The organism is Caulobacter sp. FG7, from assembly GCF_057808875.1.
Genome location: NZ_JBMDIW010000019.1, coordinates 65,027 through 86,988, shown reverse-complemented (window position 1 = coordinate 86,988; position 21,962 = coordinate 65,027). Strand labels below are relative to the sequence as shown.

Here is a 21,962-nt window from a genome sequence, read left to right as displayed (position 1 = left end):
TCCTCTAACAAGCTATCGGAACTGATAGGGTCCAGAGGCCGCTCAGAGCCCGAGCACCAGCCTGGCGATGATGTCGCGTTGGATCTCGTTGGAGCCGCCATAGATCGAGGCGGCGCGGTTGTTCAGGTAGCGGGCCATGGTCGTGCGGCCGTGCTCGGGGCCGATCAGGGCCTCGTTCGAGCCGGCCTCGCGCGCGGCCGGCTGGTGCACGGCGGCCCACGCGCCCAAATCCGCCACCGCCAGTTCGTCCTGCCGCTGCATGGCCTCCGAACCCTGCGCTTTCAGGATCGACGAGGCTGGCCCCGGATTGGCGCCGCTGGCCAAGGCGCTCAGCACCCGTCGCTCGGTGACGTCGATGGCCAGGGCGGCGATCTCGGCCTCGGCAAGGCGTCTACGCTGGTCGGGATCCTCGGCCACGCCCGCCTCGCGCAGCCTCGAAAGGCCTGCCTCCAGTCCCGCCGCATAGCCCCCGCCTCGCTCGAACTCCAGCAGGTGCTTGGCCACCGCCCAGCCCTGGTTCTCGTCGCCCAGCCGGTCGGCCTTGGGCGTGCGGACCTCGTCGAAGAACACCTGGTTGACCTCGTGCTCGCCGGCCAGGGTCAGGATCGGATCGACGCGGATCCCGGGCCGGTTCATCTCGACCAACAGGAAGGTGATGCCCGCCTGCGGCTTGCCCTCCGTGCTCGTGCGCACCAAGCAGAACATGTGCGTCGCCCAATGCGCGTGGGTGGTCCAGATCTTCGAGCCGGTGAGCACGTAGTCGTCGCCGTCGGCGACCGCCTTCATCCGCAGAGAGGCCAGGTCCGAGCCCGCCCCGGGTTCCGAATAGCCCTGGCACCAGTAGTCCTCGCCCGACAGGATCCGGGGCAGGTAACGGGCCTTCTGCTCGGCGCTGCCGAACCGCATGATCGCCGGCGCGACCATCCGCAGGCCCATCGGCGCCAGGCCCGGCGCGCCGGCCCGCGCGCATTCGGCCTGGAAGACGTGGCGCTGCATCTCGCTCCAGCCCGGTCCGCCGTACTCGACCGGCCAGCTCGGCGCGACCCAGCCCCTGGCGTGCAGGATCCTCTGCCAGGCCAGGCTGTGGGCCTTGTCGCAGAACACGCTGGTCATCCGCCGCCCCGCCTCGCGCAGTTGCGGCGTCAGCTCGGCGTCCAGGAACGCGCGCACCTCGTCGCGAAAGGCCAGGTCATCAGGCGACAGTTCCAGGTCCACGCGCGCGCTCCATACCAACGTCGGGGAAACTTGCGAAAGCCGGGGCCCGGTGCGCAAGCTATCGGAACCGATAGGGAAAGAGCGCCCGGATGACGGCGACGACGGGGGAGGATCGCGGGCGTCTGGCGCGGGTCATGGACCTGGCCGTGCGCGTGCGTGACCTCGGCGCCCAGATCGGCCTGCCCTATGTCGCCGCCAGCGCCGACATCTCGAGCCCCGAACCGATGCTGGGCCCCGACGGCCTGCCCCTGGCCGAGACCACCTTCCAGTGGCTGGACGCGGGCCTGTGCTACTGGCGCGACCGGTCCTTCGCGCTGCGGGCCCCGTTCATCCTGGCTGCCCGCTACGCCGCCGAGCCGTTCTTCTACCACCAGGGTCGCTTCTCCAGCTGGCGGCCCCTGCCCCGGCTCGAGGCCATTCCGGTGGCCGAGGCGGCGCAGGATTTCGGCGTCGCCGCCGCGGTCATCGCTCCCGCCTACCTGACCGGCGGAGTGATCGGCGCCGTGGTCTGGGCCTCTGACGAGCCGCTGGCCGACCTGCCCGCGCTCTACGCCGCCCATGCCGACCGCCTGCATGGCGCGGCCCTGCGCCTGGTGTCGGCCTATCGCGACGGGATCGCCGACGACGGCCCCCTGGCCCGCTTGACCAAGCGCGAGATCCAGTGCCTGAAATGGGCGGCGGCCGGAAAGACCGACGCCGACATCGGCCAGATCATCGGCATCTCGGGCCCCACGGTCCGTTTTCACGTCCAGAACGCCGCCCTGAAGCTGCGGGTGGCCGGACGGGCACAGGCGATCCATCGGGCCACGGGCCTGGGTTATCTCGGATCCGCCGCATTCTGAGGCGCCGGCGCCCCGGATGACGCGCGGCAATGCTTTGTCACGAACGAGATGCACAGCCGCAAGGCGGCCTCTCCACCTTAAGACCTGTCAGAGGCGCCCGCCGAACGAGGGATCGGCCCGCGCTTCACAGGAGAAGACCATGAGCAAGACCCGCTATCGCCTGCTGGCCCTGACCGCCCTGGGCGGCCTGGCCATCGGCGGCGCGGCCGTCGCCGAAACCGTGAAGCTGCCCGCCCGGCAGGTCGCCCTCGGCGTCGATCACTTCCAGGCCAAGACCCAGGTCATCGACGACCAGCTCGACGTCGAGACGGTGGTCAGCACGCAGGCCGGCTTCCAGACCGGCAAGGGCCTGTTCCGCAATCCGTCGAACGACAACTACCTGCGCGCGGTCGTCGACAAGCGCACCGGCGCGACGCGTTACGAAGTCCGCCAGACCCTGATGTACCAGGGCGCGATGCGCGAGTACGACACGGTGGCCTACGAGACCTCGGCCTGGCCGGTCCAGGCCCAGGCGATCAAAATCCGCGACAACGCCGGCCGCTGCTTCCTGTTCGAGGCGCCGGAACTGTGCACGGAAGAAGTCGCCTTCTCGGTCAGCGAGAGTGAGCTGCGCAAGGTCGCCGCCAAGCCGCAGGCCTGGGGCTTCAAGTTCAAGTCGCCCAAGGGCTACGAGCACCGCACGGCCATCACCCAGGCCGAGATCACCGGTCTGCTGAACAGCGTCGAGGCCTATCGCGCCACCCTTCCCGCGGTCCAGGCGCAAGCCGACACCGCCACCGGCGGCTGAGCCGTCGCGTCCCCGTATCCGGAGTAGTTTTCCATCATGAAGTTCGCTGCTGTTATCGCCGTGGCCGCCGGCCTCGTCGCTTTCCCCGCCATGGCCGGTCCGGCCGGCCACGGCCTGACCTTCACCGAAGAAGTCGCCAAGAAGAACCTTCAGAAGCGCACCGTGAAGATCGCCGCCGCCGCCTCCTGCGCCGCCCCCGCCGCGGTCGAGCTCGCCAAGCGTGACGACGTCGCCGCCGCCAAGGCCAAGGAAGGCGTGGTCCGCGTCGTGTTCCACTCGGCCGACGCCGCCGTGGCCCAGGAAGGCGCCGTGCGCGCCGCCGTCACCGACATCTGCCGCGCCGCCTAAGGGCGTCCGGCATCCAAGACGGCCGCTTCGGCGGCCGGCCCTCGCGCGAGTCCTCTTCCCCCGAAGTGCGCGCGAGGGCATCCCTTTTTCAAGAGAACGATGCAATCTGGCCTGGTACTGGCTTGAAGTCGGTGGAAAACAGCCGCTTTCTACCTTGCTCGCGGCCACATCGTTCCTAGATAGCCCAGGCATATGGATAGCTCAGGTAACGGACTGAACGCTTTGCAGCGGGAGCTGGCGACGGCCCCCGTGGCCCCGACCGTGCTCATCGTCGAGGACGATCCGGCCCTGCGCACCCTTCTGATGCGCCTGCTGCGCGAAGAAGGCTTCCAGCCGCTCAGCGCCGCGCACGGCGGCGAGATGGCCCGCGTCCTCGAGACCAATACCGTCGACATCATCCTGCTCGACGTGATGATGCCGGGCAGCAACGGCTTCCAGCTGTGCCGCAGCCTGCGCAAGGAAAGCGACGTGCCGATCGTCATGCTCAGCGCGCGCGACGACGAGAGCGACCGCCTGATCGGCCTGGAGCTCGGCGCCGACGACTACATCGGCAAGCCCTTCAGTAAGAAGGAGCTGATCGCCCGCATCCGCGCCATCCTGCGCCGCACCCAAGGCGGGGCCCAGGCCAGCCAGCCGCGCGGCGCCCAGCAGATGGTGTTCGCCGGCTGGCAACTCGATCCGGGCCGCCGCGAGCTGCTGTCGCCCGACGGCGCCTTCGTCGACCTGTCGGGCGCCGAGTTCGACCTGCTGCTGGCCTTCCTGTCGTCGCCCCAGCGGGTGATCGGCCGCGAACGCCTGCTGGAAATGTCGCGCGCCCGCATCTCCGACGCCTCGGACCGCAGCATCGACGTGCTGGTCAGCCGCCTGCGCCGCAAGCTGGCCGTCAGCGGCCAGGCCGAGTCGCTGCTGCGCACGGTGCGCGGCATCGGCTACATCTTCACCGCGCAGGTGGAGCGGCGATGAAGCCTTTGCGGCTATGGCCGCAGCGTCTGGTCGGCCAGGTCACCCTGGTCCTGATGCTGGCCGTCGCCCTGGAATTCATCGGCAGCTCGATCCTGTTCGAGAACAGCCGCATCTACCCCAACCGCAACAATCAGGTTCAGCGCGCCGCCGAACAGCTGGTGACCGCCGAAGCCATCCTCGAGACCCGTCCCGAGCCCGAGCGCATCGCCCGCGCGGCGGGCCTCTCCAGCCGCTCCAGCCAGCTGGAGTGGACGCCCCTGCCCCACCTGGTCGACCGCGAGCGCTCGGCCGAGCGCAAGCTGAGGGACCAGTTCCGCGCCGCCGAGCCCAGCCTGGCCCGGCGCGAGCTGCGGATGAACGCCGAGATCGACCGCACCCTGCCGCGCGACACCCACCTGAAGGTGGCGCTGAAGATGCGCGACGGCACCTGGCTGACCATGAAGACCAAGATCCGGGCCGCCCCCTGGGCGGTGCTGCTCAGCAGCGTCGGCTCGGCCTTCATCCTGGGTCTCGGGGTCATCACCGCCGCGGCCCTGGTGCTGCGCAACCTCAGCCGCCCGCTGCGGGCGCTGGCCGAGGCCGCCGACAAGGTCGGCCAGGGCGCCAGGGTGCGGGTGGCCGAGACCGGAGCCGGCGACCTCAAGATGGTGGCCCAGGCCTTCAACGCGATGCAGGACCGCATCGCCGGCCTGCTTCAGGCCCGTACCGAGGCGCTGGCCGCGGTCGGCCACGACCTGCGCACGCCGCTCGCCCGCCTGCGCCTTCGCGCCGGCTTCGTCTCCGAGACCTCGGCCCGCGAGGCGCTCGAGGCCGATGTCGACGAGATGACGGGCATGCTCGACTCGTTGCTGGCCTATCTGGGCGGCCAGGAGGATCCCGAGCCGCCGCGCCGCACCGACATCGCCGCCATCGCCATGACCCTGGTGGACGACGCCACCGACTCCGAGCGCATCGCCACCTATGACGGGCCCGAGCACCTGCCGGTGCGCGCCCGCCCGCTGTCGCTCAAGCGCGCCATCAGCAACATCGTCCAGAACGCCCTGCACTACGGCGGGGAAGCCGCCCTGACGCTGAGCCGCGAAGGCCGGATGGTCGTGCTGGCGGTCGAGGACAAGGGCCCCGGCATCCCCGAGGCCGAACTGGCCCACGTGCTCGAACCCTTCCACCGCCTCGACAGCGCCCGCGCTCGCAACACCGGGGGGCTGGGCCTTGGCCTCACCATCGTCCAGCAGATCCTCAAGCGCGAGGACGGAGAACTGATCCTGCGCAACCTCCCGCAAGGCGGCCTGCGGGCCGAGATCCGCCTGCCGGCGCTTTAGGGAAGCCCTCTCCCATAGGGAGAGGGGCGGGGCCCAGGCGAAGCCTGGGAGGGTGAGAGGTTACACCGTCAGCCGGCGCGCCGGCACGCCATCGGCCGTCCCTAACCCCTCAGCCGCTCCGCGACAGCTCCCCCAAAGGGGGGGGGCATCTCCAAGGAGCGCCGACGCCAATAGATCCTCCCCCTCTGGGGGAGGTGGCCCGGAGGGCCGGAGGGGGGGACGTTCCCAGCCGCCGCAACGCCCGAAAGTCACCCCGATCGCTCACGCGACCGCCTCCCGAACAGGGGGGAAGTTCCTTCGGCCAGACCCACCACGAGAAAGCCCCGTCTCGGAAACCCTTTGTCACAAAACCCGCTGCGTCGCAGCAAAGACGCCCCCCCACCTTCCATGTTGCGTGGCGGTTCAGGCCGCGCGCGCCGCGGCGTCCGTTACCCCTTTCCCCGGACGCCGCGGCCATCGCATGGAGGTTCCTCTTGGAACAGTTTCTCGAACGCGCCGCCCTCTTCCGCGGCCAAGTCTTCCCGGCTCAAAGCGCGCTGTACGAGCGCCTGGCCAGCCACGGCCAGAGCCCCTCGGCCCTGATGATCTCGTGCGCCGACTCGCGCGTCGTGCCTGAGCTCATCACCCAAGCCAATCCTGGCGACCTGTTCGTCTGCCGCAACGCCGGCAACATCGTGCCGCCGTTCAGCCAAGCCAACGGCGGCGTCTCGTCGGCGGTGGAATACGCCGTCATGGCGCTCGGCGTGCGCGACATCGTCGTCTGCGGCCACTCCGACTGCGGCGCGATGAAGGCGTTCTCGAACCCGGCCGCCCTCGAAAAGATGCCCAACGTCGCCGCCTGGCTGCGTCACGCCCACGCCGCCCACAGCGTGGTCTGCAACGCCTATCACGGTCTCGACGAGCACGGTAAGACCCGCGCCCTGTCGCTGGAAAACGTCGTCGTCCAGATCAATCATCTCCGGACCCACCCGTCGGTGGCCTCGGCCATCGCCCAGGGCAAGCTGACCCTGCACGGCTGGTTCTTCGAGATCGAGACCGGCCAGATCCAGGCCTACAACGGCGACACCGGCCAGTTCGAGCAGGTTCGTGAAGGCTCGCCCCTGCCCGTCGCTCAACGTCCGGCCAAGCGCATGGTCGCCGCCGACCATCTGGGCATCGCGGCCGAATGAGCAACTCCGCCGTTTCCTCCCCGAACGGCGCGAAGTCCGGGTTCGGCGCGATCTTCTCGCGTGACCTGACGGCCTCGATCGTCGTCTTCCTCGTGGCGATGCCCCTCTGCATGGGCATCGCCGTCGCCTCGGGCGTTCCGGCCGAGCGCGGCCTGATCACCGGCATCATCGGCGGGATCGTGGTCGGCGCCCTCGCCGGCTCGCCCCTGCAGGTCAGCGGCCCCGCCGCTGGCCTCGCCGTCATCGTGTTCGAGATCGTGGCCAAGCACGGCCTGTCGACCCTGGGCCCGATCCTGGTGCTGGCGGGCCTTGTCCAGCTGGCCGCCGGCGCCCTGCGCATGGGCCAATGGTTCCGCGCCATCTCGCCGGCCGTCGTGCACGGCATGCTGGCCGGCATCGGCGTGCTGATCGTCGCGGGCCAGTTCCACGTGCTGTTCGGCGACAAGCCGCGCGCCAACGGCCTGGACAACCTGCTGGCCATCCCCGGCGCGATCACCGGTCTGTCGGTCTCGACCTTCGGCGCCGCCGAAGCCGCCCTGCTGGTCGGCGTGGTCACCATCGGTTCGATCCTGCTGTGGGAAAAGATCCGTCCGGCCAAGCTGAAGCTGGTTCCCGGCGCCCTTCTGGGCGTGCTGGCCGGCACCTTCGTGGCCATGGGCTTTGGTCTCGACGTGCAGAAGATCGCCGTTCCGGAATCGATCGCCGGCGCGATCGCCATCCCGGGCATGGCCGACTTCGCCAAGCTCGCCGATCCGATGCTGATCCTCACCGCCGTGGCGGTGGCGTTCATCGCCTCGGCCGAGACCCTGCTGTCGGCGGCCGCCGTCGACCGCATGCATGACGGTCCGCGCACGAAGTATAACAAGGAGCTGGGCGCTCAGGGCGTCGGCAACCTGCTGTGCGGCCTGGTCGGAGCCCTGCCGATGACCGGCGTGATCGTGCGCAGCTCGGCCAACGTGCAAGCCGGCGCCGTCACCCGCGCCTCGGCCATCATGCACGGCGTCTGGATCCTGGCCTTCGTCGCCCTGCTGCCCTTCGTCCTGCGTCAGGTCCCCAGCGCCGCCCTCGCCGGCGTGCTGGTGGTCACCGGCTGGAAGCTGGTCAGCCTGGACCACGTCCGCCACCTGTTCGCCCGCTACGGCCTGCTGCCGGCGCTGATCTGGGCCGCGACCTTCGTCATGGTCGTCGCCACCGACCTGCTGACCGGCGTGCTGGTGGGCCTGGCCCTGACCATCGTCGAACTGCTGCCGAACCTGAAGCGCATGCGCCTCAAGATCGCCCAGCAGAATGTCGGCGAGAAGGACCAGGAAATCCGCCTCGAGGGCGCGGCGACCTTCGTGCAGCTGCCGAAGATCACCAAGGCCCTGGACGCGGCTCCCGACGGCGGCGTCGTCCGCCTCGACACCCGCGCCCTGACCGTGCTCGACCACACCACCACCGAGGTGCTGAGCGAGTGGGTCAAGAGCAAGGAGCGCACCGGCTCCAAGGTCGAACTGCCCAACGCCTGCGTGTTCGGCGAACGGCTGCGGGCCGCCGGCGCCCACTGACCTCACCCAGCCGCCCCGGGGCCGAGTCCGCTCGGTCCCGGGGTCCTTTTTCGTTTGAAGACGCTCAGAGACTTTCGATGAACAAGGCCCAGGAACGCGCCGCCGACATGGCGGCCCAGGTGCTTTGCGCCTACCTGCAGAACAACGTCGTCTCGGCCGACGACCTGCCCGATCTCGCCGCCCGTACCTATGCGGCCCTCGAGGCGGTGTTCTCGACCCCGGCCAGCGAGCCGGTCGAGCGCCCCAACGCCGACGAGATCGCCGCCAGCATCACCCAGGACGCCATCGTCAGCTTCGAGAACGGCCGCCGCTATCGCTCGCTGAAGCGCCATCTCAACAGCCTGGGCCTCACCGAGGAGGAGTATCGCTCCAAGTGGGGCCTGCCCGACGACTACCCCACGGTGGCCGCCAGCTTCTCGGACCTTCGGTCCAACGTGGCCCGCGCCAACCGTTTCGGCTCGCGTCGCTAGAGCCTGAAGAAAAAGGCCCGCCGATCTGGCGGGCCTTCGTCGTTCTTACCAGGCGCCCGTGTTGGGCATCGAGACCCACGGCTCGGCCGGCTCGAGGTGGCCGTCCTGCAGCAGTTCCACCGAGATGCCGTCGGGCGAGCGCACGAACGCCATGTGGCCGTCGCGCGGCGGGCGGTTGATGGTCACGCCCTGGTCGGCAAGGCGCTGGCAGGCGGCGTAGATGTCGTCGACCTGATAGGCCAGGTGGCCGAAGTTGCGGCCGCCCTGATAGTCCTCCGGGTCCCAGTTGTAGGTCAGCTCGACCAGCGGGGCCTTGCGTTCCTTGGCTTTGTCGGCGTCGCCCGGCGCGGCGAGGAAGACCAGCGTGAACCGGCCCTTCTCGTTCTCCATCCGATACATCTCCTGAAGGCCCAGGCCCTCGCAGTAGAAGCGCAGCGAAGCGTCGAGGTCCTTCACGCGGACCATGGTGTGCAGATAGCGCAAGGCGGCCTCCAGATGTTGCGAAGCGCCGATATAGCCGATCGGTTACGCGGTCGCGACCTTGCCGCGCGTCTGGCGGCGCCAAAGGGCCGCGTACTCGCCGTCGGCGGCCAGCAGAGCCGCATGCGGGCCGCGCTCGACCACCTTGCCCCGGCGCAGCACCAGGATCTCGTCGGCGTCGGCGATGGTCGACAGCCGGTGGGCCACGACCAGGGTCGTGCGCCCTTCCCTGGCCTTGCGCAGCGTCGCCTGGATCGCCGCCTCGGTGCGACTGTCGAGCGCGCTGGTGGCCTCGTCGAGGATCAGCACGCGCGGATCGGCCAGCAGCGCCCGGGCGATCCCCACCCGCTGGCGCTCGCCGCCGGAAAGCTTCAGGCCCCGCTCGCCGACCTTGGTCGCCATCCCCTCGGGCAGAGATCCGATGAAGTCGCCGAGTTCGGCGGCGCGGGCCGCGCCCCAGACCTCCTCTTCAGTCGCGTCCGGACGGCCGAAGGCGATGTTGGCGGCGATCGTGTCGTTGAACAGCGCCACGTCCTGCGGCACCAGCGCCACGGCCCGCCGCAGCGAGGCCTGCTTCAGGGCCTTCAGATCATGGCCGTCCAGCGTCACACGGCCGGCCTGCGGATCGATCATCCGCAGGGCCAGGCGCACCAGCGTCGTCTTGCCTGCGCCCGAAGGGCCGACGATAGCCACGGTCTGGCCAGGCGCGGCGGTGAAACTGACGTCGCTCAACCCGTCCGACCGCGCGCCATGGCGGAACGATACGCCTTCGAAGGCCACGGCCCCGCCCCGACGGTCGCCCGCCGGCGGCAGATCGACCGCCCCCGCCGCGTCGGCGACGTCCGCGCCCTGCCGACGCAGCTCCATCATCGACTCCATGTCGATGAACGACTGGCGGATCTCGCGATAGGCAAAGCCGAGGAAGTTCAGCGGCTGATAAAGGTTCACCAGGATCAGCACGACGGCGGTGATGTCGCCCGGTCCGATGCGGCCGTGGGCGGCCTCCGAGCCGGCCAGCACGGCCATGACCGCCAGGCCCAGGCTCATGATCAGCGACTGCACCACGTTGAGCAGCGACAGCGAGTTGGTCGCCTTGATCTGCGCCGCGCCATAGGTCGACAGCGCCCGCTCATAGGCGCCGACCGCGCGGTCTTCGGCGCCGAAAGTCTTGACCGTCTCGTAGTTCAAAAGGGCGTCGACGGCCCGGCCGGCGGCCTCGGCGTCGGCCTCGTTGAGCTCGCGCCGGTGGGCGATCCGCCAGTTGGAGATCGAGAAGGTCAGGACCCCGTAGATCACCACGGTGACGATCGCCGTCGCCGCGAACCGCCAGTCGTAGGCCCGAGCCAACACCGCGGCGGCGAGGATCAGTTCGACGATGGTCGGGGCGATGTTGAAGACGAGGCCACGGATCAGGAAGTCCATGGCTCGCGCGCCGCGATCGATGGTCCGAGACAACGCGCCGGTGCGCTTGGTCTGGTGGAAGTCGATCGACAGCGACAGGGCGTGGGCGAAGGTCTCGGTGGCCGCCCGGTTTTGGGCGGCCTGGGCGACCGGCGTGAACACCGCGTCACGGGCCTGGGGCGCGGCGGCGGCGATGAAGCGCACGCCCGCCCAGCCCAGCGCCAAAGCTGCGAAGGACATCGTCACCTGGGTCGCCACGCCCTGCCCGGCCGTCAGCCGGTTGACCGCCGCGCCAAGCAGCAGCGGCGCGGCCACGCCCAGCGCCTTGCCGACGAAGGTCAGGGCGAGGGCCGCCACAAGGCGCCAGGCCAGGCCCGGCGCGCGGGATCGCAGGACAAGCCGCAAAAGTTCAGCCAGCGCCGCCCAACCGGAGACTGGCTGGGCCGCGTCGGAAGCCGTTCGGGCGCTGTCACGACCTGCCGAGGCGTAACCCCTCACCGGGCCTCTCCGGGCGCATACAGCACGGTCGTCTGGACGCCGCCGCCGGGCGTCATCCAGTCGGCCCGCCAGCCGCTCTCCAGGCGCTCGGCATGCAGGGGGCCGGACGTCAGCGGACCTGGCGCGGAGACATCGATCCTGACCAGGTCTTCGCCGCCCTCGCCGGCCACCTGCACGGCGTGCTCGCCATGGGACAGCGGCTGGGTCAGCGAGAAGCTGAAGCGCCCTTGAGCATCGACCTTGCCCTCGGCCTGGGTGACGCGGTCGACGCGCACGCCAAAACCGGCGCCCGGTCGCCCGACGCCGGAGATCACCGCGCCGCCCTCCTGGTCGTAGTCGATGGCCAGGATGCGCAGGGAATCAGACGCTCCGGCCAGCGGTTCGGAGCCCCCGCCGGCCTTCAGCAGCGCGACGGCGCCTTCCGGCGAGACCAGCACGTAGCCTTCGGCCTGAACCGTCCGACCTTCGCGGGTCATCGACAGGCCAAACAGCCGAGGCTCGACAGCGCCGGGAACAACCGCGCGCCACAGCCCTGCGGCGTCGGCCTCGACGCTGATGGCCTCTCCGGTCGGCGACCCCAGCCGCACCGAGGCGCCGGCCGTGGCCGATCCGGACAGCGCCACCCCGCCGCCCTGTATCGCGGCGGTGACCACCTTGGGCGGGGCCAGATAGGCGGCCTCGGGGTCGCGCGCCGGCTGGGCGGCCGGCGCCGTGCGGCCCCAGTCCCGCCGCCCCCCCTCGCCGCATGCCGAAAGGGCCGCGACGAGGGCCAGGGCCAGCGGCCACGGCTTGAAAGCGGCCTTGCGAATCCCGATCATGCGCCTTCCAAATCCTGGGCCGGTCGCTAAGACCAAGGCCCGAAACGCCATGGCGCGCCCTTCCCGACGGGAGCCGCGCCTTTTTCTTTTGTTGGAGTGGACGACGATGCCCGACCTGTCTAGCCGCCTGGGATCGGTCTGCGTCTACTGCGGCTCTTCGAACACGGCCGATCCGGCCTATCTGGAGGCCGCCCACCAGATCGGCGGCGACTTCGCCCGCGCGGGCCTCAAGCTCGTTTATGGCGGCGGCGGTGTCGGCCTGATGGGCCAGGCCGCGCGTGGCGCGCACGAGGCCGGCGGCAAGGTGCTGGGCATCATCCCGGAGTTCCTGCGCGGTCGCGAAAAGCCGTTCGACGACGTCGAGACGGTGATCGTCACCTCGATGCACGAGCGCAAGATGCTGATGTTCGAGCGCTCGGACGCCTTCGTGGTGCTGCCCGGCGGCATCGGCACCCTGGAAGAGATCATCGAGCTGCTGTCCTGGCGCCGCCTGGACCTGCATCGCAAGCCGATCGTGTTCCACAATCCGGACGGCTTCTGGGACCCGCTTTTCGCGCTTCTCAAGCACACGATCGACAAGGGGCTGACTCCCCCCGCCCTGTCCACGGCCTGGGTGTCGGTCGAAGCGGCCGAGGATGTCACTCCGGCCTTGCTGGCGTGGGGTTTGGACGTTGATCGCGATCGCGAGATCGACGTTCGGCGATTGACTTAGTTTTCAATAACAACGAACAATGTGATCAGCGTCCACTTATAAATAGGACGCGGGGATAGGAGATGTCCATGCGTATGCTTCTGCTCGGCGGTCTCGCCGCAGCTTCCCTCGCGGGCGTGGCTCAGGCCGCACCTTCGGAAGGCGCCATGCTTGTTCTGAAGGCGCCGCCGGCCAAGGCCGAACTGATCCAGGACGGAGCCCTGTGGCGCTGCACCGGCACGGTCTGCAAGGCGCCGACCGTCAAGGCCATGCCCGCTGTCCGCAGCTGCCGCAAGATCGTGGCCGAACTCGGCGCCGTGTCGGCCTTCACCTGGCGCGGCGAAGCGCTCGACGCCACCGGCGTCGAAGAGTGCAACACGGCCGCCAAGCCGTAAGCCCTCCTCGAAAACATGGAATTCATCGCCATCCCGGCCCGTCCGGGATGGCGTTTTCTTTTGGACCCTACTTCCGGTCCGTGGCCTTGGGCGGCTGAGACTGCTGCGGCGGCTTGGGCGCCCCTGGGCGAGGTCCCACCAACAATCCGCCCATCAGGGCGAAGGACAGCATAGCGTGGCTCATCTTGGTTACATTCATGGCGGCGTCTCCTTGACCAGCCAGGAGCGCCGAGAGGCGCCCCACGTGTTACGGGACCGGCTCCGCGACCGGCCCAGCCAGAAAGAGACGCGCGCGGCTTACAGGGGCTCGCACCCTCCTAGTCGTCAGCGCGTCGACGCAAGGATGCGCCAGCCCCGCCTCACGACAAGCGAAATATTCCGCATTCGGATGATGTCCGCGCACTGATGATCGACTTGGGCGGTCGCCTAAATTAACTTGCGGATACTATCCGTTCACGTACTGGTCAGTGCAGCGTCGCCCCGTCACGTTCCGGCAGGTCGACGGCGGAAGCGGAGTCGCCAGCGTCCGGCTTGCCGGCCGAGGCGATGATGTTGGCCGCGGCGCGCAGCATGACCGGCTCGATGCGCTCGGCCTCGCAGCCGACCAGTTCCGCCGCCAGTTCCGGCAGGTCGGCGCACAGCCGCAACTGGCCCGCGATCCGTTGCAGGGCGAAGCTTTCCTCGAGACCGGGGTCATTGGCCACGACCCCCACCAGCAGCGAGAACGCGGTCTCCAGCTTGTCGGCCCGCGCCTTGGCCTCGCGCGCCTGGTCGAGAAGCAGCCGGGCGCTGGAATCCATGGCTTCCAGCGTGTCAGCCAGCTTTTCCGGAGAAAGACCCATCAGCATTTCGGGGCGGAGCATCGTGTTCACCGTGCAGTCCATCGAGTGTTCTGCTGCGTTGAACGGTCGCACCCCGCCACGCGGGGCGGTGAAAGTGGCCTCCGGACGAAAAAGGCCGCCCGCGTCGGCGTGACGCGGGCGGCCCCGGTTCGAAGCATCGAGCGTTCAGCAGGCGGTTTACGCCGCCGCGCCGAACGATAGGCCTTCGTAACGGCGCAGGTGGTGATCGACCGAGCCGAACAGGCCCTCGATGATCGTGCCGCGCTTGAAATAGTGGCCGATGGCCAACTCGTCGGTCATGCCCATGCCGCCATGGATCTGGATGGCGTTCTGGCCGACGAACTTCAGGGCGCGACCGATGCGCACCTTGGCGGCCGACACGGTCTTGGCGCGTTCGGCGTCGCTTTCGTCGAGCTTTATGGTGGCCATGTAGGTCATCGACACCGACTGCTCGAGCTCGATGAACATGTCGACCATGCGATGCTGCAGCACCTGGAAGTCGGCGATGGCGCGGCCGAACTGCTTTCGCTGCTTGGCGTAGTCCAACGTGCCTTCGTGCAGCTTGCGCAGCACGCCCACGCCTTCAGCCAGGCTGGCGGCGGTGGCTTCGTCGATCACCTTCTCGACCAGCGGCAAGCCATTGCCTTCATGGCCGACCAGGGCGTCGGCCGGGATCGAGACGTTCTCGAAATAGACTTCCGAGGCGCGGCCGCCGTCGACGGTGGGATAATCGCGAGTGACGACGCCCGGCAGTGACCTGTCGATCAGGAACACCGAGACGCCTGACGCCTCGCGCTGGCTTCCGCCGGTGCGGGCGGTGACCACCAGGTGGCTGGCGAACGGCGCGCCGATCACCACGGCCTTGTGGCCGTTGAGGATCCAGCCCGCGCCGTCCTTCTTGGCGGTCGTCTTCAGGTCGCTCCAGGTGTAGCGGCCCTGGGGCTCGGCATAGGCGAAGGCGATGGTGGTCGTGCCCGCCACGATTCCCTCGATGACGGAGGCGGCGCCTGCGTAGCCCGAGTGCTTCATGAAGCCGCCGCCGATCACGACCGTGCCCAGATAGGGCTCGATGACCAGCGCTTTGCCGAACTCCTCCATGATGATCATGTTGTCGATCGCGCCACCGCCCAGGCCGCCCAGCTCCTCGCTGAACGAGGCGCCAAGAATTCCCAGTTCCTCGGCGAAGGCCTGCCAGTAGTCGGCCCGCCAGCCGCTTTCGGAAGCGACGATCTTGCGGCGGGTCTCGAAGTCGTACTTGTCCTGCAGGAAGCTCGCGACCGTGTCGCGGACCATCGACTGCTCTTCGGTGAAGTTGAAGTCCATGAGGGCGGTTTCCTCTTATGGTTCCCCTCCCCCTTGCGGGGAGGGGTTAGGGGTGGGGGTGTCAGCGCCGATCGTGGAAAGCACGCGCTGAACAGCCGAATGCGGGTCGTAGATCGCTAACTCGTTTGGGACTCTGATCACGGTATAGCCCCGCGCCTCCAGCCAGGCTTGGCGTTCGGCGTCGCGGGCGGCCACCGTGTCCAGGGCGTGGATCCCGCCGTCCACCTCGACGATCAGCCGATGGTGATGGCAGACGAAATCCACGATGTAGGGCCCGAAGGGCGCTTGGCGGCGAAAGTGAGATCCTGGGATCTCGGCCTTCTTGAGCACCTTCCAGAACAGCTTTTCCGCCAATGTCGGCTCGCGGCGCATCCTGCGGGCTGCTCGATCTGCTCGATCGGATGTGTGCAAAGGTCCTGGCGTTCGTGCTGACACCCCCACCCCCTGCCCCCTCCCCGCAAGGGGGAGGGGAACTGCAATCGATCAGGATCAGATCAAAGGCCCAGCACCATCTTGGCGATGATGTTGCGCTGGATCTCGTTGGAACCGCCGTAGATCGAGGTCTTGCGGACGTTGAAATAGGTCGGCGCGGCGCGGTGGGCGAAGTCGGGGCCGATCGGATGGGCGTTGTCGCCGTCCTTCGGGAAGCCGCGGAAGTACGGCGCGCCGTAGTGACCGGCCGCCTCCAGGGCCAGTTCGGTGATCCGTTGCTGGATCTCGGTGCCCTTGATCTTCAGGACGCTGGATTCCGGGCCCGGCCCCTTGCCCGCGGCCTCGCCGGCCAGGGTGCGCAGTTCGGTATATTCCAGGGCGGCCAGGTCGATCTCCAGCTCGGCGATCTTGCGCTTGAACATCGGGTCGCGGATCAGCGCGTCGCCATCGTCAGACAACTCGGTGGAGGCGATCTGGCGAATGCGCTCGATGCCGCGCTTGGAGCGGGCGACGCCGGCGATGCCGGAGCGCTCGTGGGCCAGCAGGAACTTGGCGCAGGTCCAGCCCTTGTTCTCGTCGAAGATTCGGTTCTCGACCGGCACCTTGACGTTCTCGAGCCAGACCTCGTTGACTTCGTGCTCGCCGCCCAGGGTGATGATCGGCCGCACGGTCACGCCCGGCGACTTCATGTCGACCAGCAGGAACGAGATGCCTTCCTGGATCTTGGCGTTGGGATCGGTGCGGACCAGGCAGAAGATCCAGTCGCCGTGCTGGGCCAGCGTGGTCCAGGTCTTCTGGCCGTTGACCAGGTAGTATTCCTTGCCGTCGTCGCCGGTGAAGCGCTCGGCCTTGGTCTTCAGACTGGCCAGGTCCGAGCCTGCGCCCGGTTCGCTATAGCCCTGCGACCACCAGATTTCGCCCGACAGGGTCGGCGGCAGGAAGCGTTCCTTCTGCTCGGGCGTGCCGAAGGTGTAGATCACCGGACCGACCATGTTGATGCCGAACGGCAGGATCGGCACGCAGTCGGCGCGGGCGGTCTCTTCCGACCAGATGTAGCGCTGCACCGAGGTCCAGCCCGGGCCGCCGTACTTCTCCGGCCAGGCGGGCGCCACCCAGCCCTTCTGGGCCAGGGTGCGGTGCCAGGAGAGGAAGTCCTCCTTGGACATCTCCTCGCCCTCTTCCTGGCGCTCGCGCAGGCCTTCCGGATAGTTCTGGGCGATGAAGGCGCGAACCTCGTCGCGGAAGGCCAGGTCTTCGGGCGAAAAATCGAGGTTCATTGCGCGCTCCCGAACAGGCCGGCTGAGCCGGCGTCTTGTTGTTTCGGGAGGATGATAGGGGTCGAACGAGCGTTTGGAAAGATGACGCAAAGGTCAACGTAAACGTCGTTCACTCATAGTGGTCAGCGGACCTCGCAGGCCAGGCGCACCAGGGCCAGGGCGGACACGCCGCCGACACCCTCTTCGTCGTCGATCTCCAGCGAAACCAGCGGCGCCTTGCCCAGCGCCGCCAGGAGGCGGGCGTGGCCAGGGCCGCCGACATGGGCGGCGACGGCGTGGGTGATCAGGTCGGGGTCGATCGCATGCAGCACGGCCGCGGCGGCGGTCGCCGCGTAGCCGTCCAGCAGGACCGGAATCTTCTGGACACGGGCGGCGATAATGGCGCCGGCCACGGCGGCCGTTTCGCGGCCGCCCAGCTGGCGCAGCGCTTCCAGCGGATCGGAAAGGTCGCTCTCGCCGCGGGCGCGCTCGACGGCGGCGGCCACGTCGGCGGCGACTTCGCCGGCCGCCCAGTCGGAGGCCTCGCCGCCGAACAGCGCAAGGGCGATGGCGGCGGCGTCACGATGCGCTTCGGCGGCGATGACGCCGGGAATCAGCAGGTCGGGCTGCTTGGCCAGGGCCTCCATGCCAAAGGCCATGGTGGCGGCGCATTCCTTCTCGCTCATCGAGGCTTTCTGGCGCGCATCGGGCGTGGGGCGGTCGATGGCGAGATCGAAGGCTTCGAGGCCCGCGCCCTGCGAGCCGGCCATGCGGCTGACCGTGACGCCGCCGGCGGCGATGGTCTCGAGACGATCGCGGGCGTAGCCGCGCGGGCCAACGCCCTGGCGAGCGCCGGCGTACAGCGCCACGACCGGACGGTTGACCGACGGCGGGGTGCGGCCGGTCCAGGCGGTGAGCCAGGCCGAGATCTCGGCGAGGCGGCCGCCGTCGGCCGGCGGTACGAAGACGCCCGGCGCCGGGAGATCGGCGGCCAGGCGGCGGATGTCGGCGAAGGGCGAGGCGGCAGCGGAAGCGTTCATGGCCGCCGACTTAAGCCAGTCCGCGCCCGATGCAAGCGCATAGGACGCGGAACATGGTTCAGGCGGCGCGCGATCAGCTGGCGGCCAGGTCCTTGCAGGTCCCGTCGCGTTCCAGGATCAGGCTCGCCTTGGTGGCTTCGTCGGCCTTGGAGGCGGCGCGCTTGGCGTCGGAGCGGGCGTTGTCGGCGCGGTCCGAGGTGAAGACGTGGCGGCCCGAGCGCTGGTCCTTGATGAACTGCTTCAGGGCGGCCGGATCGGCCTCGCCGAGGGCCTTGGCCTCGGTCAGGCCCAGGCAGCGGTTGGCCTGAATGAACTGGGCGTCGGTGACGCGCTCGGCGGCCAGGGCCGGAGCGGCGACAGCGGCGATCGAAGCGGCGGCGAACAGGATGGTGGCGATACGCATGGTTGGTCCCTCTTGATTGAAAATCTGGGCGCAGAGCCGCATCGCGTCTGGCGCCTTGCGCCCGACGCCGCGGATGGCGACATTCGGTCATGACTTCAGAAAACCGCCCGCCCCGCCCCATCGTCACGCCTTGCATCAAGGTGTGCGCCGTGGATGGTGCGTCCGGTTTCTGCCTGGGTTGCCGGCGGACCCTGCAGGAGATCGCCGGCTGGTCGCGCTACAGCGACGAGGAACGGGCGAAGATCATGGCCGCCCTGCCCCATCGCCCCGATCCGATGGACAGCCTGATGGCCGCCCAGTCGGGTGCGCATACCTGATTGGTCTTCAGGTTCTCGACAGCATTTCTTTGTTCTGCATCTAAGTTATCCCCGAAGCGTCCGTCTGACGAAGATGAAGATGACGCTCTGAGCTCAAGCTTTGAAGTTAAATCCAGTCCATGAACTTTATTACATGTTGCCGCATCAACGTTACGCCGAGTTAATTAGCGAAAAGCGCAGCAACTTGTTAACCAAGTAAATTCGCCCTGCCATTCACCGCTTGCAAACGTCTTTCCGGCTAATGTCCCGGACAAGGGTCGTAGAAACGACCGAAAAGCCTGCAAGGCGGGGTGTCTTCGATGTTCAAGTTCACGGCGATCGCGATTGTCGGTGCGCTGTCGGCGGTGGGCGCGGCCAAGGCCGTGACCTCGCTGGACAGCACGCTCCGCCAATCGCCCCAGACCATGCCCGCCACGGCGGCCGCCGCGACGCTGGGCGACGCCGGCGCCGCACAACTGACCAAGGGCGCCGACGGTCATTTCTGGGCAGAGGCCAAGGTCGACGGCCGCGCCGTTCGCTTCCTCGTCGACACCGGCGCCACCGCCGTCTCGCTCAGCAAGGCCGACGCCCAGCGCCTGGGCATCGACGTGACCAAGCTGAACTACGAGTACGATGTCGTCACCGCCGACGGCCGCACACGCGCGGCCTCGGTGAAGCTGGGCAGCGTGGCGATCGCCGGCGCCAAGGTCGCCAATGTCGACGCCCTGGTGATCGAGAGCGGCCTGGAAACCTCGCTGCTGGGCATGAGCTATCTGGGCCGACTGTCGCGCTTCGAGGCCACGCCGCGATCGCTGATCCTGCATCCCTGAGATTGGCCGGGCGCATGATCGCCCGGAATTCTTGCACGATCCTGCGAGAGCCGTTTCGCCCGCATGGGCGCCAGCGCGGTTCTGCGCTAACCTAGGGTCATGCTCATCACCTCAGCGCCGGCCCAGGCTGGCTGCCCTCGCCATCCGGCTCTAGCCGAGGCGATTGAACGATCCGTCTCGACCGACGGGGTTCACCCGACCGCTATCGGCGGCATGTGGCTGGCCAGGATGTCGCAGCCCAGCCCGCCGGTGCACGGCGTGCACGAGGCCGCGGTCTGCATCATCGCCCAGGGCCGCAAGCAGGTGATGCTGGGCGAGGAGGTCTATGTCTACGACCACGCCCGCTTTCTCGTCGTGTCGGTGGACGTGCCCGTCGTCGGCCAGGTCATCGAGGCCAGCGCCGACGCGCCTTACCTTTGCGTGCGGCTCGATATCGATCCGCGCCGGCTGAACGAACTGATCCTCGAGATCGACCCAGGCCCCGTACGCAACGCGCCTGCCCCCAGCCTGGCTCTAAGCGCGACCACGCCGGAGTTATTCGACGCCGTCGTGCGGCTGGTGCGCTTGCTGGAGACGCCGGGCGACATTCCGGTCCTGGCGCCGCTGATCCAGCGCGAGATCCTCTACCGACTGCTGCGCACCGACCAGGGCCCGCGCCTGCGCGAGATCGCCGCCTGCGAAAGTCGCCTGGGGCAGGTTTCGCGCGCCATTCACTGGCTGAAGACCAACTACCAGCGCCCGTTCCGGATGGAGACCCTGGCGGCGGAGGCCCGGATGAGCCCGTCGGCGCTGCACCAGCACTTCAAGGCGGTCACCGCCATGAGCCCGTTGCAGTACCAGAAGCAGCTGCGCCTGCAGGAGGCGCGGCGGCTGATCCTGGCCCAGGGGCTGGACGCCGCCACGGCCGGCCACAATGTCGGCTACGACAGCCCCTCGCAGTTCAGCCGCGAATACAGCCGGCTGTTCGGGGCGCCGCCGCTGCGCGACGCCACGCGGCTGCGCACGCGCCCTGAGCTCGTCAGGACTGCGTGACGGCGCCTTCCGGCGCGACGCCCGCGGCGGCGTCATAGACGGCCTGGTCGAGAATGCCTTCCTGCTTGGCCACCAGGGTCGGCACTAGCGCCTGGCCGGCGACGTTCACGGCGGTGCGGCCCATGTCGAGGATCGGGTCGATGGCCAGCAGCAGGCCCGCGCCCTCGAGCGGCAGGCCAAGGGTGGACAGGGTCAGGGTCAGCATCACCGTGGCGCCGGTCAGGCCGGCCGTGGCGGCCGAGCCCAGCACCGAGACGGCGACGATCAGCGCGTAGTCCGTAAGGCCCAGCGGCAGATGGTAGAACTGGGCGATGAAGATCGCCGACAGGGCCGGATAGATCGCCGCGCAGCCGTCCATCTTGGTGGTCGCGCCCAGCGGCACGGCGAAGGCGGCATAGGCGCGCGGAACGCCCAGGCCGCCTTCCGTGACGGTCTCGGTCACCGGCAGGGTGCCGATCGACGAGCGCGACACGAAGGCCAGCTGGACGGCCGGCCAGGCGCTGGCGAAGAACTTCAGCGGGTTCAGGCCATGGGCGGTCAGCAGGATCGGGTAGACCACGAACAGCACCAGAGCCAGGCCCAGATAGATCGCGCCGGTGAAGGCGCCGAGCTGACCCAGGGTGGTCCAGCCATACTGGGCCACGGCGTTGCCCAGCAGGCCCACCGTGCCGATCGGCGTCAGGCGGATGACCCAGCTCAGCACCTTGCGCACGACCGCCAGGGCCGAGGCGTTGAAGGCCAGGAAGCCCTCGCCGGCCGGGCCGACCCGCAGGGCGGCGATCCCGGCCGCCAGGGCGATGACCAGGATCTGCAGCACGTTGAACGACAGCGACGTGCTGGCGCCGGCCTCGCCGACCTTGGTCGAGGCGTTGAGACCCAGGATGTTGGACGGCACCAGGCTGGTGAGGAAATCGAGCCACGAGCCGTTGGTGCGCGGCGCGGTGGCGGCGGCGGCGTCCAGCGCGGCATGGGCGCCCGGCTGCAGGGCGACGCCCAGGGTGATGCCGATGGCCACCGCGATCAGGGCGGTGATCGCGAACCACAACAGGGTCTTCCAGACCAGGCGCGCGGCGTTCTGCAGCTCGCGCAGGTTGGCGATGCTGGCGACGATGGCGGTGAAGACCAGCGGCGGCACCAGCACGCGCAGCAGCTGGATGAAGATCGAGCCGACCTGATGCAGGGTCTCGGCCAGGGCATGACCCGCCTGCCCCTCCTCGACGCCTAGGCGCCGAGCCAGCAGGCCGAGGGCCAGGCCGGCGACCATGCCGACGAGGACCTGCACGCCGAAGCCGCTTATGAAGCGGCTGGAAGGGGCTGTCGCCTGGGCCATGGGTCGTTCCTGCTCACATTCGGCGGTGATCAGTCGCCGTTCAACTCAAGAAGCACGCAAAGCCCGGCGACGACACGCACCACCAAGCTTCGAAACTGGAATTTCCTGCTCGCGCATATGAGCGCGGCGGTCGAACCAGTTTTTGTGCGATCCGGCGTCAGCCAAACTGAAAGCTCCACTACTTCGGTCGGAATTAGGGGTGGCGGCATGTCACATGGTAAACACGCCGGGCGCT

24 protein-coding genes are annotated in these 21,962 nt (G+C 68.7%); 13 read left to right on the top strand and 11 right to left on the bottom strand.

Features of this window, described 5'->3' with window-relative positions; all coding sequences use genetic code 11:
• Positions 1 to 42: 42 nt before the first annotated feature.
• Positions 43 to 1,215, bottom strand: a complete 1,173-nt coding sequence (locus ACODR1_RS16550) for an acyl-CoA dehydrogenase family protein (protein WP_488881423.1) — start codon at positions 1,213 to 1,215, stop codon at positions 43 to 45.
• An 89-nt stretch (positions 1,216 to 1,304) separates the two neighbouring features.
• On the opposite strand from ACODR1_RS16550, the gene ACODR1_RS16545 reads away from it, so the two are divergent.
• The 8 genes from ACODR1_RS16545 to ACODR1_RS16510 all read left to right on the top strand — a co-directional run bounded on the left by ACODR1_RS16545 (position 1,305) and on the right by ACODR1_RS16510 (position 8,660).
• Positions 1,305 to 2,057 (top strand): helix-turn-helix transcriptional regulator, encoded by a 753-nt coding sequence (locus ACODR1_RS16545; protein ID WP_488881422.1) that lies wholly within the window; start codon positions 1,305 to 1,307, stop codon positions 2,055 to 2,057.
• 139 nt (positions 2,058 to 2,196) lie between these two features.
• Positions 2,197 to 2,844 (top strand): hypothetical protein, encoded by a 648-nt coding sequence (locus ACODR1_RS16540; RefSeq protein ID WP_488881421.1) that lies wholly within the window; start codon positions 2,197 to 2,199, stop codon positions 2,842 to 2,844.
• A 36-nt stretch (positions 2,845 to 2,880) separates the two neighbouring features.
• Positions 2,881 to 3,192, top strand: coding sequence for a hypothetical protein (locus tag ACODR1_RS16535; protein WP_488881420.1), 312 nt, complete (start codon positions 2,881 to 2,883; stop codon positions 3,190 to 3,192).
• A gap of 192 nt (positions 3,193 to 3,384) precedes the next feature.
• A complete protein-coding gene (locus tag ACODR1_RS16530; protein ID WP_101717305.1) occupies positions 3,385 to 4,155 on the top strand; it encodes a response regulator transcription factor in 771 nt (256 codons plus the stop codon).
• Positions 4,152 to 5,474: an ATP-binding protein gene (locus ACODR1_RS16525; RefSeq protein WP_488881419.1), complete on the top strand. Its 1,323-nt coding sequence runs from the start codon at positions 4,152 to 4,154 to the stop codon at positions 5,472 to 5,474. Before ACODR1_RS16530 ends, ACODR1_RS16525 begins: the two co-directional genes overlap by 4 nt.
• 473 nt (positions 5,475 to 5,947) lie before the next feature.
• On the top strand, positions 5,948 to 6,643 hold the full coding sequence (locus ACODR1_RS16520) for a carbonic anhydrase (RefSeq protein WP_488881418.1): 696 nt from the start codon (positions 5,948 to 5,950) through the stop codon (positions 6,641 to 6,643).
• Positions 6,640 to 8,190: a SulP family inorganic anion transporter gene (locus tag ACODR1_RS16515; RefSeq protein WP_488881417.1), complete on the top strand. Its 1,551-nt coding sequence runs from the start codon at positions 6,640 to 6,642 to the stop codon at positions 8,188 to 8,190. The genes ACODR1_RS16520 and ACODR1_RS16515 overlap by 4 nt, the downstream gene beginning before the upstream one ends.
• A gap of 77 nt (positions 8,191 to 8,267) precedes the next feature.
• Complete coding sequence (locus ACODR1_RS16510; RefSeq protein WP_488881416.1) at positions 8,268 to 8,660, top strand: Ros/MucR family transcriptional regulator; 393 nt, start codon at positions 8,268 to 8,270, stop codon at positions 8,658 to 8,660.
• 45 nt (positions 8,661 to 8,705) lie between these two features.
• Here the strand turns inward: ACODR1_RS16510 and gloA are convergent, their stop codons facing one another.
• Genes gloA through ACODR1_RS16495 form a run of 3 tightly spaced genes read right to left on the bottom strand, consistent with a single transcriptional unit; the run spans position 8,706 to position 11,857 of the window.
• Positions 8,706 to 9,143, bottom strand: a complete 438-nt coding sequence (gene gloA / locus ACODR1_RS16505; protein WP_101717309.1) for a lactoylglutathione lyase — start codon at positions 9,141 to 9,143, stop codon at positions 8,706 to 8,708.
• 42 nt (positions 9,144 to 9,185) lie between these two features.
• Positions 9,186 to 11,111 (bottom strand): ABCB family ABC transporter ATP-binding protein/permease, encoded by a 1,926-nt coding sequence (locus ACODR1_RS16500; RefSeq protein ID WP_488881444.1) that lies wholly within the window; start codon positions 11,109 to 11,111, stop codon positions 9,186 to 9,188.
• Positions 11,036 to 11,857, bottom strand: coding sequence for a hypothetical protein (locus ACODR1_RS16495; RefSeq protein WP_488881415.1), 822 nt, complete (start codon positions 11,855 to 11,857; stop codon positions 11,036 to 11,038). The genes ACODR1_RS16500 and ACODR1_RS16495 overlap by 76 nt, the downstream gene beginning before the upstream one ends.
• Positions 11,858 to 11,963: 106 nt before the next feature.
• Here ACODR1_RS16495 and ACODR1_RS16490 point away from each other — a divergent pair, with 106 nt between their 5' ends.
• The gene (locus ACODR1_RS16490; RefSeq protein WP_488881414.1) at positions 11,964 to 12,569 is read left to right on the top strand and encodes an LOG family protein; all 606 of its coding nucleotides are present in this window, start codon (positions 11,964 to 11,966) and stop codon (positions 12,567 to 12,569) included.
• Positions 12,570 to 12,637: 68 nt separating this feature from the next.
• The gene (locus ACODR1_RS16485) at positions 12,638 to 12,943 is read left to right on the top strand and encodes a CC_3452 family protein (protein WP_488881413.1); all 306 of its coding nucleotides are present in this window, start codon (positions 12,638 to 12,640) and stop codon (positions 12,941 to 12,943) included.
• Between the two features lie 464 nt (positions 12,944 to 13,407).
• Here ACODR1_RS16485 and ACODR1_RS16480 read toward each other — a convergent pair whose 3' ends face one another.
• From ACODR1_RS16480 to ACODR1_RS16455, 6 genes are all read right to left on the bottom strand, one after another.
• Positions 13,408 to 13,806: a hypothetical protein gene (locus tag ACODR1_RS16480; protein WP_488881443.1), complete on the bottom strand. Its 399-nt coding sequence runs from the start codon at positions 13,804 to 13,806 to the stop codon at positions 13,408 to 13,410.
• A 156-nt stretch (positions 13,807 to 13,962) separates the two neighbouring features.
• The gene (locus ACODR1_RS16475) at positions 13,963 to 15,108 is read right to left on the bottom strand and encodes an acyl-CoA dehydrogenase family protein (protein WP_488881412.1); all 1,146 of its coding nucleotides are present in this window, start codon (positions 15,106 to 15,108) and stop codon (positions 13,963 to 13,965) included.
• A gap of 15 nt (positions 15,109 to 15,123) precedes the next feature.
• On the bottom strand, positions 15,124 to 15,543 hold the full coding sequence (locus tag ACODR1_RS16470) for an endonuclease domain-containing protein (protein ID WP_488881411.1): 420 nt from the start codon (positions 15,541 to 15,543) through the stop codon (positions 15,124 to 15,126).
• 59 nt (positions 15,544 to 15,602) lie between these two features.
• On the bottom strand, positions 15,603 to 16,817 hold the full coding sequence (locus ACODR1_RS16465; protein WP_488881410.1) for an acyl-CoA dehydrogenase family protein: 1,215 nt from the start codon (positions 16,815 to 16,817) through the stop codon (positions 15,603 to 15,605).
• A gap of 122 nt (positions 16,818 to 16,939) precedes the next feature.
• Positions 16,940 to 17,836 (bottom strand): nicotinate-nucleotide--dimethylbenzimidazole phosphoribosyltransferase, encoded by an 897-nt coding sequence (locus ACODR1_RS16460; protein ID WP_488881409.1) that lies wholly within the window; start codon positions 17,834 to 17,836, stop codon positions 16,940 to 16,942.
• 73 nt (positions 17,837 to 17,909) lie between these two features.
• Positions 17,910 to 18,239: a hypothetical protein gene (locus ACODR1_RS16455; RefSeq protein ID WP_488881408.1), complete on the bottom strand. Its 330-nt coding sequence runs from the start codon at positions 18,237 to 18,239 to the stop codon at positions 17,910 to 17,912.
• 89 nt (positions 18,240 to 18,328) lie between these two features.
• On the opposite strand from ACODR1_RS16455, the gene ACODR1_RS16450 reads away from it, so the two are divergent.
• The 3 genes from ACODR1_RS16450 to ACODR1_RS16440 all read left to right on the top strand — a co-directional run bounded on the left by ACODR1_RS16450 (position 18,329) and on the right by ACODR1_RS16440 (position 20,397).
• Positions 18,329 to 18,556 (top strand): DUF1289 domain-containing protein, encoded by a 228-nt coding sequence (locus ACODR1_RS16450; RefSeq protein ID WP_488881407.1) that lies wholly within the window; start codon positions 18,329 to 18,331, stop codon positions 18,554 to 18,556.
• A gap of 290 nt (positions 18,557 to 18,846) precedes the next feature.
• Entirely contained in the window at positions 18,847 to 19,365 is a 519-nt protein-coding gene (locus tag ACODR1_RS16445) for a TIGR02281 family clan AA aspartic protease (protein WP_116491275.1), read from the top strand.
• Between the two features lie 99 nt (positions 19,366 to 19,464).
• Positions 19,465 to 20,397, top strand: coding sequence for an AraC family transcriptional regulator (locus ACODR1_RS16440; protein ID WP_488881406.1), 933 nt, complete (start codon positions 19,465 to 19,467; stop codon positions 20,395 to 20,397).
• On the opposite strand, the gene ACODR1_RS16435 is transcribed toward ACODR1_RS16440, so the two are convergent.
• Positions 20,384 to 21,727 carry a dicarboxylate/amino acid:cation symporter gene (locus ACODR1_RS16435; protein ID WP_488881405.1) on the bottom strand — a complete coding sequence of 448 codons (1,344 nt, stop codon included), beginning with the start codon at positions 21,725 to 21,727 and terminating at the stop codon, positions 20,384 to 20,386. The two genes, ACODR1_RS16440 and ACODR1_RS16435, sit on opposite strands and share 14 nt — an antisense overlap.
• Between the last annotated feature and the right edge of the window lie 235 nt (positions 21,728 to 21,962).

What these genes read in the sequence shown, in the direction of transcription:
- ACODR1_RS16545 (WP_488881422.1), top strand. Translation starts at nt 1,305, where the DNA reads ATGACGGCGACGACGGGGGAGGATCGCGGGCGTCTGGCGCGGGTCATG.
- ACODR1_RS16540 (WP_488881421.1), top strand. Translation starts at nt 2,197, where the DNA reads ATGAGCAAGACCCGCTATCGCCTGCTGGCCCTGACCGCCCTGGGCGGC.
- ACODR1_RS16535 (WP_488881420.1), top strand. Translation starts at nt 2,881, where the DNA reads ATGAAGTTCGCTGCTGTTATCGCCGTGGCCGCCGGCCTCGTCGCTTTC.
- ACODR1_RS16530 (WP_101717305.1), top strand. Translation starts at nt 3,385, where the DNA reads ATGGATAGCTCAGGTAACGGACTGAACGCTTTGCAGCGGGAGCTGGCG.
- ACODR1_RS16525 (WP_488881419.1), top strand. Translation starts at nt 4,152, where the DNA reads ATGAAGCCTTTGCGGCTATGGCCGCAGCGTCTGGTCGGCCAGGTCACC.
- ACODR1_RS16515 (WP_488881417.1), top strand. Translation starts at nt 6,640, where the DNA reads ATGAGCAACTCCGCCGTTTCCTCCCCGAACGGCGCGAAGTCCGGGTTC.
- ACODR1_RS16510 (WP_488881416.1), top strand. Translation starts at nt 8,268, where the DNA reads ATGAACAAGGCCCAGGAACGCGCCGCCGACATGGCGGCCCAGGTGCTT.
- ACODR1_RS16495 (WP_488881415.1), bottom strand. Translation starts at nt 11,857, where the DNA reads ATGATCGGGATTCGCAAGGCCGCTTTCAAGCCGTGGCCGCTGGCCCTG.
- ACODR1_RS16490 (WP_488881414.1), top strand. Translation starts at nt 11,964, where the DNA reads ATGCCCGACCTGTCTAGCCGCCTGGGATCGGTCTGCGTCTACTGCGGC.
- ACODR1_RS16485 (WP_488881413.1), top strand. Translation starts at nt 12,638, where the DNA reads ATGCGTATGCTTCTGCTCGGCGGTCTCGCCGCAGCTTCCCTCGCGGGC.
- ACODR1_RS16480 (WP_488881443.1), bottom strand. Translation starts at nt 13,806, where the DNA reads ATGCTCCGCCCCGAAATGCTGATGGGTCTTTCTCCGGAAAAGCTGGCT.
- ACODR1_RS16475 (WP_488881412.1), bottom strand. Translation starts at nt 15,108, where the DNA reads ATGGACTTCAACTTCACCGAAGAGCAGTCGATGGTCCGCGACACGGTC.
- ACODR1_RS16465 (WP_488881410.1), bottom strand. Translation starts at nt 16,817, where the DNA reads ATGAACCTCGATTTTTCGCCCGAAGACCTGGCCTTCCGCGACGAGGTT.
- ACODR1_RS16460 (WP_488881409.1), bottom strand. Translation starts at nt 17,836, where the DNA reads ATGAACGCTTCCGCTGCCGCCTCGCCCTTCGCCGACATCCGCCGCCTG.
- ACODR1_RS16455 (WP_488881408.1), bottom strand. Translation starts at nt 18,239, where the DNA reads ATGCGTATCGCCACCATCCTGTTCGCCGCCGCTTCGATCGCCGCTGTC.
- ACODR1_RS16450 (WP_488881407.1), top strand. Translation starts at nt 18,329, where the DNA reads ATGACTTCAGAAAACCGCCCGCCCCGCCCCATCGTCACGCCTTGCATC.
- ACODR1_RS16440 (WP_488881406.1), top strand. Translation starts at nt 19,465, where the DNA reads ATGCTCATCACCTCAGCGCCGGCCCAGGCTGGCTGCCCTCGCCATCCG.
- ACODR1_RS16435 (WP_488881405.1), bottom strand. Translation starts at nt 21,727, where the DNA reads ATGGCCCAGGCGACAGCCCCTTCCAGCCGCTTCATAAGCGGCTTCGGC.